This window comes from Micromonospora sp. NPDC049529, assembly GCF_055586685.1.
The window spans coordinates 131154-144348 of record NZ_JBVJHT010000013.1 but is presented as its reverse complement, the minus strand read 5'-3'; the positions used below and the strand labels follow the sequence as shown (position 1 = coordinate 144348).

The window sequence follows — 13195 nt, the reverse complement described above, 5'->3', positions numbered from 1 at the left end:
CCGGGCGACTCGCCAGGCGGCAGCCGCATCGACGACGCCACCGGGGTCCGGGGCTATGACTGTGCGGCGTTGCCCCGGCGAGTTTCGACGGCCGTGTGAGCGATGGCGTCGGGCCCGTACTCCGGGTGCTGGAGGTGGGGGAGGGCGTCGGCGAGGTCGGCGAGGGTGAGGAGGCCGTTGTGGCCGTGGAGCCACCACAGGGGCCCGGCGGGGCCGAGGTCGGCGTGGGTGGCGTGGTCGCGGCTTGCGGTGGCGACGGGTACGGGGAGCTTCTCGCCGGTCAGGCGCTGGTGGAGGTGGTGTGCGCGTTGGGCGGAGTGGAGCCAGAACAGGACCGGCCAGCGAGGGCCTCGGTACTGGATCATCCGCTCGTAGGCGGCGAGTTTGCGTACCAGTTCGGTGAGTGGTTCGGTGCCGGTGTCGTACTCCAGGAAGAACGGCACCCGGCGGGCGCCCGCCCGCCAGACGCCGTGGCCGTCGGGGCGGACGGGTGCGGGGTAGCCGCGTAGTTCGACCAGGGCGTCGGGGCCGGCGAACGCGCCGGGTTCGCGGCATCGGGATTCCGACCACCACCGTTGCAGTTCGTGGTCGGGGTGGGTGCGGGCGTGGCCGGCGAGGTCGGTGAAGAACTGGTTGACGCCGAGTCGGTGTTCGAGGGTGCGGGCGACGGTCCAGCGGCGGCGTCGGAGTTTGGTGTGGCTGGGGGGTGGTGGTGGCTGGTCGCGTTGGGAGGCGGTGATCTCGGCGCCGAGTTGGTCGAGGACGTGGTGGTAGGGGTAGGTGCCGCCGTCGAGTTTGAGTGGGCGGAACCGGTCGATGAGGGTGAGCTTGCGGAGGCGGTGGAGCCGGCGCTGGGCGAAGTCCAGCGAGGGGAACAGGGCGTGGGCGATCTGCGGGGTGGTGAGTACGCCGTGGTCGGCCAGCCAGCCGAGGAGTACGTGGTCGCGGGCGGTCAGGGTGGACTGCGTACGCAGGACCTGGTCGGACACTGGTCTCGTTTCCTTCTGTGTGTGTTTCCGGGTAGGGGAGAGACCTGAGGGGTCTCTTTATGGGCACGGACGGACCCTGGTGACAGCGCGGTGAGCGGGGATGACAGAGGTGGTCGGGGTCAGTTGCCGGGTCAGTCTCAAGACCGACCCGGTAACGGCGGCAGACACCGACGGTGACACCGACCCCGGACCGGGTTGGAGCTTCCCCGCAGACAGCCTCACCAGGCTGAAGACGGGTACCCACCGCCGCAGGCAGGCAGAGAGCTCTCTCCTGGATGGAGCCGGGAGAGACACGACAGCGGTATGTGGCTGCCGTCCGCCCCGTCCGCTGTCGACGCCGCAGGGCCGGACGACGCCGCTGCGGCCGTCGGCGTACCCGGCCGGGCCGTGGTATCGGAGCGGCTCCTGATCCGCCTCCATACCCAAACCGGTGTTTGTGAGCCCTGGCGAACACTTGCCGGACTCACACCGGCTCACAAGCGTTGCCGGTTCGGCGGCCCGACCCGCCGTGAGAGTTACGCTCCGTGTCTGTCGGCGGGGGAGCCTGGTTGTGAGACGTCGGCGGTCCTCGGACGAGGATCTCGGCGGCTGCGGTGCGTAGCTTTTCGTCATAGCAGCGGATCGACCCGCCGCCAGCGCCTCCGCTCCGGCGGCGCACGACCGCGCCGTCTACCGTACGAAACGCCACCGCTTCGAACCACCGCCGCGCACTGGACGGCGCCCCAGCGCGGACACCCATGACACTCGTGCGCGTCGATGACACGAGCTCTGTCACTGGCACCTATGACATCGAGGCATGGCTATTGACAAGTGTGGGCATCCAACCTGTGTCATCGACGAGCACCTTTGACACGGGTGGTGTCAAAGGTGTCAAAGGGCCGGTCACCGCTAGTGTCACCGCCACCCGTGCCAGTGACGCGGCCACCTCTGCCACAGGGCCGCCGGTGTCAAAACCTGCGCGTCGCGTCCGAGCCGTACGGGCTGCGCGGGAGTGACACCGCCGCCCGTACGCCGTGGGACCTCGGTCCCCGGCGAGATCCGCCTGTCCCGCCACCTACCAATCGCGCTTTGTCAGACGTAGCGAACACTTTCGCATCTGACAGCGGTCTGACAGGCCCCGCCGCCCAGACGCTGACAGAGACGGAGCGTAACCTGCGCCACGGCGCCCGGTCTGTCAGTGCTGAACCCGCCTCTGTCAGAGGCTGTGCCGCCCGGGTACGCTGGTCACCGAGGGTGACCTGTCGCGGTCCCGAGACGGTGCCGCCGCCACCTCACGACGCGGGTCGCCCCGCGAGTGCCCGCCCCCGCGAGACGGTGGCTCCACCACTGTCAGGCCACGGTGGGAAACCCAACGCCCCGGTGTCGGAAAGACGCACCGCGCCCCTCTCAACCTCTCACAACGCAGGTCAATGGCCACCCGGGCCGGAGAGGTGCGGAAACCGCAGATCATTTTCCTGTGAGAGTCGTGTGCTAGGCGACCCGGCCCGTGCCGCTCGCGGCCCGATCGAGGACCGGCTCGGTGTCTGGACCGCAACGGGACTGCGGAACCCGAGGCGGACGGCGAACGGGGCGGGAGGCTGGCGAAGCCCGCCGCGTCGGCTCCGGCGGCCGCTGTCAGACGCTGTGAGATCGCCAAGTGTTCGCCACGTCTGACAAACCGCGATTGAGAGACAGGGGCGACGGCGCCGGCCACCGTCGCGAACGACTTGACCTCCGGGAAGAGATGAGCGTGGATCGTTCCGGTCGACGTCGAACCAGCCGCGCCGGAACCGGGGCACTCCGACGACGACCCCGCCCAACCCGTCGCCGCAGGAGGTCGAACATGAACACCAGCCACTCGGTCGAGCAACTCGAAGACGTCCCGCGGAACCGTCGTGGACGTACTGCTCTGGCGCCTGGCCGAAAGGGTCCTCGCCGCCCACCAACCCGAGCCCGACGGGCCGACCCGCTGCGCGAGCCTGCTCTGTACCGGACAGCACTACCCGTGCCTACCGGCCCGCGCCGCCCACCGCGCCCAGCGACTCAGCCGCACCGGCACATCCGTGACGTCGGAGACACCCGCCTCCGAGACGCCCGCGACCGGCCGGGCCGCCGTGACGACCCCCGGCCAATCCGGTGGCGCCCGCCCGCCGCGCCACCGGTTCGCCGACTGGTCCACCGCGATCCGCATGGCGATCGACTCGCACCGGGTCCCGCCGGCACGGCGCTCCGCTGCTCTTCCGGCGGCGCAACTGGTCGGGGTCACGTGAACCCGCCGACTCAGGCCCCTGGGCCGGGTTCCGCGTCCAGGGGCCTGGGCACGAGTCTCCGCCGACTATCTCGACCCCACCCGAGGAACCCCGGCCCTCGCCACCATCACTTTGACATCGAGCCCAAGCCCGGCGACCTACGGCCCTTCACCGGCCATTGGAGCCCATACGAGCCCCGCCGCGGATACCGATCCAAACGCGACCAACAGGCCATCAACAACGTCCGACTCCAGGCCGACACCTGGCACCATGGCCTGCGTGGACGGCCCACTGGTGACGCAAGTAGCCGCAACCGGTAGCGGCAGGTCGATCATTTGGCGCCGGAGCCCAGCGCGGGCGGCTCCTCGCCGTCCTGAAAGCGGCGAGCCGGATATCAGTCAGGCTGTACGCGGGTGATTCGGTAGCCTGCTATCCGTGACCAATTCCGATCTCCGCGTACGCTTCGCGCCCTCCCCGACCGGCATGTTCCACGTCGGCAATGCCCGGTCCGTCCTGTTCAACTGGGTGCTGGCCCGACAGTCGGGCGGAACCATGGTGCTGCGGATCGAGGACACGGACGCGGCGCGGAACCGCCCGGAGTGGGTCCAGGGCATCCTCGACGCGATGGAGTGGCTTGGCATCGGCCCGAGCGAGTACGAGGGTCCGCTGTTCCAGTCCGACTACGCCGAGCATCACCGTGAGGCCATCGGCCGGCTCCTCGCCGCAGGGCTCGCCTACTACTGCGACTGCGCCCGGGATCAGGTCGTCGCCCGGACGGGCAGCGAGCACAAGGGCTACGACGGCTTCTGCCGGGAACGTGGCCTGCCCGCCGGGGAAGGTCGCGCGTTGCGCTTCCGCACGCCGGACGACGGCTCGACAGTGATCGTTGACCTGGTGCGCGGCAAGCCGACCTTTGACAACAAGCTGATCGAGGACTTCGTGATCGCCCGCGGCGACGGGTCGCCGGTGTTCCTGCTGGCAAACGTGGTCGACGACATGGTCATGGGCATCACCCACGTGATCCGGGCCGAGGAGCACCTGCCCAACGCGCCGAAACAGCAGTTGCTCTGGGAGGCGCTGGGAGCGGAGCCGCCGGTGTGGGTACACGCGCCGATCCTCGTCAACGAGAAGCGGCAGAAGTTATCAAAGCGCCGGGACCGGGTCGCCTTGGAAGACTTCCGGGCCGAGGGGTACCTCGCCGAGGCGATGCGCAACTACCTGATGTTGCTCGGCTGGGCGCCGTCCGGTGATCGGGAGATCCTGCCCTGGGACGACATCGTCGCCGAGTTCCGGCTGGAGGACGTCAACCCCTCGCCAGCGTTCTTCGACGTGAAGAAGCTCCGGGCCTTTAACGGGGACTACATCCGGGCGTTGTCGGTGGAGGCGTTTGTCGAGGCATGTCAGCCGTGGTTGAGCGGCGAGACCGTACCGTGGCGGCCAGAGGCGTACGACGCCAGCACGTTCGTTGCTGTCGCCGAACTGGCGCAGACCCGGATCGCGGTGCTCTCCGAGGTCGTGCCGATGGTCGACTTCCTGTTCCTCGACGAGCCGGTCGCCGATGAGGCAGCGTGGGCGAAGGCGATGAACGCCGAGGCCCCGGTGCTGCTGGCCGCCGTGGCCGAGGCGTATGAGACGTGCGAGTGGCGGGCCGAGACGCTCAAGCCGACGCTGGAGGCGATCGGCGCCGAGCGGGGACTCAAGCTCGGCAAGGCGCAGGCGCCGGTACGGGTCGCGGTGACCGGCCGCACCGTCGGGCTACCGCTGTTCGAGTCGATCGAGATCCTCGGACGTGAGCGAACCTTGGCTCGCCTGCGAGCCGCCCTCGACCGCCTGAGCTGACCCTTCTCGTAGCAGACGCCGCCCGCAAATGCCGAGAAGAGTGCGTTGCCCGGCCCGACTCGGAGACAGCTCATTGTCACCCGAACGGGTGAATGTCGTAGCAATGATGCGATCATTATCGATGGTTTTGGTGCTTTACCTCGATCTTCTACTTCCATCGTAACGGGTGGTGCTGATCTGGCGAAACGCCGATCGCGAGGAGGGTCTATCATTCGATGGCCCGCGCGCTCCTGTGGCGCGTCTGTCAGAGCGGAGCGGTGTTGTACATCAAGACCTTCCGGGTGAGGAACTTCCGCCGGCTGCGCAAGGTCGGCATCGATCTCGACCCGGAGACGACGGTCTTCGTCGGAGCGAACAACAGTGGAAAGACGTCTGCGGCGCAGGTCTTCAGGCTGTTCCTCGGCGAGGGCAAAGGCCGTTTCCAGCTTTACGACTTCACGGCTGACTGCTGGGATGCGTTCGATGCTTTCGACACCGCGTCGGACGATCCTGACGAACTCCCGCGTATCGAGCTTGACATCTGGCTGGATCTGAAAGGTGACGATGTCAACCTGCACCGGGTGATCGACTTCCTTCCCGATCTGAGCTGGTCTTCGGAGTTGGTCGGCGTTCGGCTATCCTACCGGCCCAGGAGCGGCAAGCAGCTGGTCGAGAATTTCGAGGAGTGCCGTAGCAAGATCACGGCGGCCAGTCGCGCGGAGGGCTCGTCGTATGAGCCGTGGCCGCGTTCACTGACCGACTACTTGACGCGCGAGCTGCAACGTGAATACGAGATCGCCTATGCGGTCCTGGACGCTAGCCAGTGCGATGAGAACTTCGAGTTCATTGATGGCTATAGCCCGGATTGGGTCAGCGGTGGCGAGAGCAAGCTCGGCGGCAAGCTCGATGGCCTAATCAGGATAGACTTCCTCGATGCCCAGCGCCACCTGGTTGATGGGGAGAGTCGTGGCCGGGCGGAGGATCTTTCTCGGAAGCTGAGCGGCTTTTATGCTCGAAACCTCGAACAGCGGGAGGCTGACCTGGCGGCGGTCGCGGCTATCGCGGACTCGGAACTTCGGCTTAACCAGCACTTCGCGGAAGTCTTCGAGTCGACCCTGGACAAGCTCTCCGACCTCGGCTACCCGGGCTTCCAGCATCCGCGTCTGGTGGTGAAGGCATCATTCAACGCGCAGACCGTTCTCAGTAGCGGAGCGCGGGTCCACTACGCGCTGCCTGCGGGCGACGGCTCTGGTGGCGGGGCGGAGCGAACACTGCCTGACCAGTACAACGGGCTGGGCTTCAAGAACCTCATCTACATGGTCGTCGAGGTCCTGGACTTCCATCACCGGTGGATCGACGCAGACGGCGACCGCCCGCCGATCCACCTGGTGTTCATCGAGGAGCCGGAAGCTCATCTACACGCCCAGCTCCAGCAGGTGTTCATCCGGAAGATCCGTGAAATCCTTCCCGACGCCGACCCGGCCTTCACCACACAGATGGTCGTCACTACCCACTCCGCGCACGTCATCTACGAGAAGTCGTTCGAGCCGATCCGCTACTTTAAACGAACCGGTCTGGACGGCAACATCCACCACACCGACGTCAGGGACCTGATGACGTTCAGGGGCGCCGCGGAGGAAGCCACGCGGCACTTCCTCCGGCAGTATCTGAAGCTCACTCACTGCGACCTGTTCTTCGCTGATGCTGCAGTTTTGGTCGAGGGGAACGTCGAGCGCCTGCTTCTTCCGTTGATGATCCAGCAGTCGGCACCAGAGCTGCAGTCGTGCCACCTGACAATCCTGGAAGTCGGTGGGGCCTTCGCCCACAAGTTCCGGGAACTCGTCGAATTCCTCGGCCTGCCGACGTTGGTCATCACCGATATCGACAGCGTCCACGGACCGAAAGCAGACGATGCTGCTGCCGCGCCTGATGCGAGCGGGCCGGATGATGCCGACGGGCAGGAATGCCGGGCGTCGTGTATGACCACGAAGGACGACGCCGTTACGAGCAACGAGACGCTGGCGACCTGGATTCCAGGCATGCGGACGATCGCCGATCTCCTCAACCTGCCCGACAAGGACAAGTGTCCGCCGTCAGGCGGCAGTCCCGGCCACGTTCGGGTCGCGTACGAGACGCGCCAGGCAGTCGAGTGGAACGGCGAGCGCGACGATCGAGCCGGCCGTACTTTTGAAGAGGCCTTCGCCTTGGAGAATCTGACCTGGTGCCAAGACCCGAAACAAGCAGACCTCGGCCTGTGCGTGCGGAAGGCAGCAACGATGTCGTTGGATCAGCTACACGAAGCGATCCACCGACGCGTGAAGAACCTCGACAAGACGAACTTCGCCCTCGCGCTGATCACCGCGAACCCGGCAGAGTGGACCGGGCCGCGCTACATCGTAGAAGGCCTCGATTGGTTGCGTGATCAACTTACGGTGGAGACGTCTGACACTTCACGGTTGACTGAGATCGAAGCTGAGGTGGGCGGATGACCAGGCGCATCGACGCCCGGGACACCGACGCCGACCGGGCCCTGCGTGCGATTCTCGACCAGCGCGGTAAGAGCGGGTTTGTAGTAAACGCCGGGGCGGGATCCGGAAAGACGACCTCGCTGGTCAAGGCGCTGGCGTATGTCGCCGGCCAACGCCGCGAGCAGCTACGTGCACGTACCCAGCAGGTTGCCTGCATTACCTACACGGAAGTCGCTGCTGCCGAGATCCACGACGACGTTCACGACGATCCGCTCGTCTACGTTTCCACGATCCACGGCTTCCTATGGGATTTGGTCGCACCGTTCCAGTCCGACATAGGCGCCTGGATTGAGGGCCAGCTCACGGCCAAGCTCGCTGAGACCGCCGAGAAGATCGACAGGGCTAGGACGTCCGCCAAGCGCGAGTCAGCGGAGCAGGACCGTGACCGCTACCAGCGTCAGCGCGACGGCCTACGATCGGTTCGCAGATTCACCTACGGCGTCGGACCTGACTACGGCAAGGGGCAGATCGGGCACGCGGACATCCTCAAGATGGTGCCAAACATGCTGATGAGCCAGCCGCTTCTGGCGAAGGTTGTGGCTGCACGGTTCCCGATCATCTTTGTCGACGAGAGCCAGGACACGGAGACAGGAGTCGTCAGGAGCCTTATCCACCTGTACCGGACCGTTTCGGGTGACTTCCTCCTGGGATTCTTCGGTGACACTATGCAGCAGATCTATGCCACAGGCATAGGCCGAATCCCGGCGGAGCCCGACTGGACCCTGATCAACAAACCGGAGAACTTCCGTTCGTCACGGCAGGTTCTCGAGGTTGTCAACCGCGTCCGGGCCGCCGGCGACGGAGATCAGCAAATCCCGGGCCGGCCGGGCGAACTGACCCCGGAAGGACACGCCTACTTCTTCGTCCTGCCCGCAGATGCCGACCGCACCGCCAGCATGGACACCGTCCGCCGGTGGCTCGCGCATCGCACATCCAATGACGCCTGGACCAGTGATGCGCCCGGCGGCGCCAAAATTCTTGTGGCCATGCATAAACTCGCGGCTCGGCGGCTCGGTTTCGCTGGCCTATACGCCGCCTTCCACCCTTCAAAAGCCCCAGCCGCGCTGTCCGCTGGCTTCGACGAAGGCACAGCCTGGCCCATCGCACCGTTCGTGAACGTCATTCTGCCACTGTGCGAGGCAACGAATGCCGCCATAACGCCGCGGATCCTGCGCAAGCACAGCACCACCCTGCGAGACGGCATCGCCGAACCGGGAATTGCGCGTCAGCGCCTTGCCACGGCACGCGAAGCAGTGCGGGAGCTCCGAACGCTGGTAGCCGAGGCTGGTGCAGGCTCGGTGGGAAAGGCGCTGCGGCACGCGTACCAGAAAGGACTCATTGAAGCGGTCCCGCTGCTCTCCCGCTACCTCGACCCCGACGGGACGCACAGCGACCAGGTGCTCGGTGAAAAAACCCGGGAAGTTCTGGACGCATTCATGGCGTGCGACGTCCATGAGCTCGACGGATACCTGCGATACGTTAGACGCGAGTCCCCCTACTCCACACAGCATGGGACCAAAGGCGCCGAATTTCCGAACGTCATTGTCCTGCTCGACGACTCCGAAGGAACACTGCCAGCCCACTCCTACGATAAGCTTCTCGGACTCGCAGAGCTTTCCGACACCGATCGTCGTAACAAGGCCAGCGGCCAGGACACCACCGTCGATCGGAGCCGGCGACTCCTGTATGTCTGCGTCTCACGAGCGCGAAACGAACTCGCCGTCGTCCTCTACGCCACGGACGTGGACGCCGCGATCTTGTCTCTCAAGGCCGCAGGTCTGGCAGACCAGCCACTGACGATGGACGACCTATCGGCGACCTGACGGCAGCCGCGTCATCACGCCTCACTGCTGAAGAGCGCCTATCAATATCGGCTCAATGCACTCTCATGCCGCCGACCGCGCGCGCCCGCACCGGGAGCGCCCGTCACCCTCGGTAGCCCTAGTCGCTGGTGCGCGCTGGTGGGAGGGCGTCCGGACATGCCGAATTGAGTGCGTGCTCGGTGTCGTATCGGATAACAAATGTGAGCCGCACCCATGTACAGCCGGCGATGCACTCCACTAGAGTGCCATTATGATCCGAACGGTCGCCGAGCTACTCTTGAGCATTACGAATGAGAATATCCCAAAGCTGGACGCTGCTGAGGTTAAGCACGGCCCAACAATCGGAGACATGTACGAAGGGCTGTCATCCGATCTGTTGTCTCGATCTCTCCCCGAAGGTATCGAGTTGAGCGTCGTCACGGGTTTCGCCAAGGATCGCGGCGGAAACATATCAAACCAACTCGATTGCATGCTCGTTCACGGCAGAGGTGAGTCGATTCCATACACGAATTCTTTCGTATGGCCAATAGAAAATATTGTAGCCGTTATCGAGGTCAAAAAAACGCTGTATAGCGCACAGATGGCCGAGTCGCTCGATCTATTGAGATCACTCTGGGAACTGGAGGGGAGTGACGGAAAGCTTCGATCCGTCGAAATGCCGACCGATCCAATTTCCATTCAATTGGCGCGGAGAGCATTCTCTGAGACAACTGGGTTGGTGGCGCCTCCGTACGATCAAATCGATAGCCTATCCATAGAGAACCAGATGATTTTCCATACCCTCGTCAGCGAGCAGCACTCGATCGTTCGTGTGGCCCTGGGTTATCACGGGTTTAAGAGCGAGTCATCGTTCCGTAAGGCCTTCATTGATCTGCTCAGCGAAAACGTTGGCAAGCGAGGCTTCAGTCCCGGATCCCTGCCGCAACTCGTCATCTCCGGCAGCTATTCGATTGCGAAGATGAACGGAAGGCCGTACTCCTCTCGGCTTGTTGACGGATGGTGGCCGTTCTACGTCTCGACGCCAGTCAACCCAATGCTGATGCTCCTCGAGCTAATTTGGACTCGACTTGATGAAATGTTCGGGGTGCCAAATCTATGGGGTGATGATCTCGATCTTGAGGTTCCACGAACCCTTCTGTCCGCGAAGGCAGAGACGAACGGATGGCACCTCCGTTTCGTGGATCCGCCAGAGAAAGATCTCGCCTCCCTGCCTGCCACTGAAGCATGGAGTCCGGCATTTCTTTCTAAGGAGGAGTTCGTTATCTTCCAGAGGTTATGTGCCGGCCACCCCGTTAGCATGGAAGACTCGAAGCTCATCCGGTGGCTCGGCGAAAGGAAAGTCGATCCTGAAGATGCGCGGAAGCGGCTTGTCGCCACGGGCCTCATAGCGATGGAAGGAGCAGAGATGCGACTCATCGCAGTCGATGCTCTAGGTGCCATACTGCCGACCGGTGAGTACGTGGTCGCAGAAAACAACACCGGAAGGCTGAGCCGGTGGATCAGCCAGCTTGCCAATCGAGAGCAGGCAGAGGAATAAGGCGCATGCCCTCGTGTCGCCGACAAGGGCGCGCCGCGCTACCGAGCTCGAACGAGCCCACCTTCTTGTAGTCGTCATCAAATGGGCTGGCATCGTTGCCGAAAGGGCGCTGAGACACGGGGCAAGGCTGCTCACATAGTTTGCACTTCGGGCACCACCAGCCAAAGTCATCTGCCGCGATCCGCGCTTGGCTACGTTGGAGCGGTCACCTGCTGCGACCCGATCGCCGTTCGTCCGCGGGTTCATACGGCCCTATAGCGGAGAGACGCGTCGCGCTACAAAGCAACCCGCCTACGTCGAGCTGGATTGGCTACTGGCCGGCGAGAGGTTGGCCGTGTGTCGAATGGCGGTGCGAGGTGGCCGAAGTTGGTGCCGAGGGCCTCGTCGCTGAGCCGGAAGACCTCGGGTGCCCAGGGTCCGACTTGGCCACCGCTCGGAAGCCGGGCGGTGATGAGGGTCGCGGTCAGTAGCCAACCGCGCGGGAATGGGGTGACGATGAGAGTTCCAGTCGTTCCCCTCGGATCGGCGACTAGCCGGTCACCATCCCAGCGAGCGGACGTCACCCGAGGGGCCCTCTCGTCGGCGTGCGTGGCGGCGCCGAAGATCGTGCAGGTGGCGCCAGGGGTGAAGATTTCTTCCGCCAGTTGCTCGACGGCGCTGGTGTCGGGCTCGATTCCGTCGCGCGCGAGCAGATTGACCGTGTGGAGCAGGACTCGACGTTCGGAGGGCGCCGCCTCCATGGCGGAGGTGAGCCGGGCGTTGAAGTCGGTGGGGAGGAACCCGTTGGCGGTGAGGATGCCGTCAACGGAGAAGCCACCGCGATAGCCGAGACACTCGCGCAGACCAGCCCCGATCAGTTCGGTCTGCGCGATTAGCTCGGCGGCGTGCCCGAGCGTGGGAACGGCACCTGCGCAGAGGAAAGTCCCTTGTCCAGGTCGGGGAAGCGTCACGAGTTCCATGGGCGGGAATGGGATGACCCTGGTGGTGAGGGCCAGCCCGTGTAGGCGTACCGGGACTCCTTCGAGGAGTGGCATCAGCCGGACCCGCCAGGTTCCGGGCTTGGCCGTGGGGATGGTTGCCGGTGGTGGGCTGTCGCGCCACCACCAGATACCGTCGCCGCCGGCCGATGGTCCGGCGCCTACGGGCTGGCAGGAGCAGACGACTCCGCTGCCCTGGTCGACGATCGCCCCGAGCATGGCGAGGTCGGCGGTGCCGTCGCTGACGATCGACCGGGCCCGGGGTACACCGGCGGCGTCCCAGAGCGTGTCGACCACGGTCTTGTCCTCGAAGAGCCGCCACGCGGGCTGTCTCACGCCGATCCGCCTCCGGATGCCGGCATGCGGCGGATCGAGCGGATCGGGCAGGACGAGCGTCGCGGTGTTGTCGGGGTCGAAGGCGTTCGCCAGCTCGGCGAGCCAGCCGGAGCCGTCGAGGCCGCCAATGGTGTGGTGTTGCCACGCCAAGTGGTCGGACGCTCCGCGTAGTGTCCGACGTCGGGTCTCGGGCGGTGCGTCGTCCAGAGCGAGGGCGAGGCAACGGGTCGGGCCGAGCAGGGCTTGCCAGGCCCGCGCGTCGTCGGCGCGACCGCAGACAACGATCACCTTGCCGTCGGGGAGTAGTTGATTGATCGGCAGACTGGGCCTGGTCATCATCGGCGTCGCCGCCATGGCCGGTCTGTTCGCTCCAGGATCAGGTTCGCTGGTGTCTCGTGGACGAGTTTGTAGGTGTCCGGGCCGAGGTGGCGGTGAATGGTGCGGCGGTGCCGGTCGGGGTGGTCGTCGTCGTACTCGACGATGACCATCGCGGGTTGATGCCTGTCCGGGTCGTAGGAGTTCCAGACGTCGATTTCGGTGCCCTCGACGTCGATGCTGAGCAGGTCGATCTGGTCGATGCACCACCGGTCGAAGAGGTCTTCGAGGGTTCGGCAGTTGACGAGGATCTCCTGGTAGTCGTCGCCGGTGCGGTGGAGGCCGGACCAGGACGGCTTGTGACGGTACATGCCGAAGGGCCACAGGCCGGGTGTGGCGGAGACGGCGCAGGTGTCCACGGCGCAGCAGCGTTGGCGGAGACGTTCGTGGTTGCGGGGGTCGGCGTCGACGCAGAGGCCGCGCCAGCCGAGGTTCTCGAAGTAGAGGCTGTTGCTGCCGCGTACGCCGTCGCCGGCACCGATGTCGACGAAGACGCCGTACGTGGGCAGGTGGTAGTTGTCGGCGAGCCAGCGATCCTCGCCCCATTGGGAGTGGTACGGCGCGGGTTGGGTGTAGGGGAGCAC

At 65.2% G+C, this 13195-nt stretch carries 8 protein-coding genes; 5 read left to right on the top strand and 3 right to left on the bottom strand.

All coding sequences use genetic code 11. The features are described 5' to 3' along the window. Nucleotides 1-53: 53 nt before the first annotated feature. On the bottom strand, nt 54-989 hold the full coding sequence (locus tag ACZ6QQ_RS23650) for a replication-relaxation family protein (RefSeq protein ID WP_465879107.1): 936 nt from the start codon (nt 987-989) through the stop codon (nt 54-56). Nucleotides 990-2863: 1874 nt separating this feature from the next. Here ACZ6QQ_RS23650 and ACZ6QQ_RS23645 point away from each other — a divergent pair. The 5 genes from ACZ6QQ_RS23645 to ACZ6QQ_RS23625 all read left to right on the top strand — a co-directional run bounded on the left by ACZ6QQ_RS23645 (nt 2864) and on the right by ACZ6QQ_RS23625 (nt 10923). Then, a complete protein-coding gene (locus tag ACZ6QQ_RS23645) occupies nt 2864-3238 on the top strand; it encodes a hypothetical protein (protein WP_465879106.1) in 375 nt (124 codons plus the stop codon). Between the two features lie 414 nt (nt 3239-3652). Next, nucleotides 3653-5056 carry a glutamate--tRNA ligase gene (gene gltX, locus ACZ6QQ_RS23640; protein ID WP_465879105.1) on the top strand — a complete coding sequence of 468 codons (1404 nt, stop codon included), beginning with the start codon at nt 3653-3655 and terminating at the stop codon, nt 5054-5056. 215 nt (nt 5057-5271) lie between these two features. Next, nucleotides 5272-7524, top strand: a complete 2253-nt coding sequence (locus ACZ6QQ_RS23635) for an ATP-dependent nuclease (RefSeq protein ID WP_465879103.1) — start codon at nt 5272-5274, stop codon at nt 7522-7524. Continuing rightward, nucleotides 7521-9386: a UvrD-helicase domain-containing protein gene (locus ACZ6QQ_RS23630; protein ID WP_465879101.1), complete on the top strand. Its 1866-nt coding sequence runs from the start codon at nt 7521-7523 to the stop codon at nt 9384-9386. Before ACZ6QQ_RS23635 ends, ACZ6QQ_RS23630 begins: the two co-directional genes overlap by 4 nt. Before the next feature lie 250 nt (nt 9387-9636). Next, nucleotides 9637-10923: a DUF6602 domain-containing protein gene (locus ACZ6QQ_RS23625; RefSeq protein WP_465879099.1), complete on the top strand. Its 1287-nt coding sequence runs from the start codon at nt 9637-9639 to the stop codon at nt 10921-10923. A 275-nt stretch (nt 10924-11198) separates the two neighbouring features. Here ACZ6QQ_RS23625 and ACZ6QQ_RS23620 read toward each other — a convergent pair whose 3' ends face one another. After that, nucleotides 11199-12590 carry a hypothetical protein gene (locus ACZ6QQ_RS23620; protein ID WP_465879098.1) on the bottom strand — a complete coding sequence of 464 codons (1392 nt, stop codon included), beginning with the start codon at nt 12588-12590 and terminating at the stop codon, nt 11199-11201. Continuing rightward, nucleotides 12572-13195, bottom strand: coding sequence for an FkbM family methyltransferase (locus ACZ6QQ_RS23615; RefSeq protein WP_465879097.1), 624 nt, complete (start codon nt 13193-13195; stop codon nt 12572-12574). The genes ACZ6QQ_RS23620 and ACZ6QQ_RS23615 overlap by 19 nt, the downstream gene beginning before the upstream one ends.

Coding starts and splice junctions, on each gene's coding strand:
- ACZ6QQ_RS23635 (WP_465879103.1), top strand. CDS start 5,272: ATGGCCCGCGCGCTCCTGTGGCGCGTCTGTCAGAGCGGAGCGGTGTTG.
- ACZ6QQ_RS23630 (WP_465879101.1), top strand. CDS start 7,521: ATGACCAGGCGCATCGACGCCCGGGACACCGACGCCGACCGGGCCCTG.
- ACZ6QQ_RS23625 (WP_465879099.1), top strand. CDS start 9,637: ATGATCCGAACGGTCGCCGAGCTACTCTTGAGCATTACGAATGAGAAT.
- ACZ6QQ_RS23620 (WP_465879098.1), bottom strand. CDS start 12,590: ATGGCGGCGACGCCGATGATGACCAGGCCCAGTCTGCCGATCAATCAA.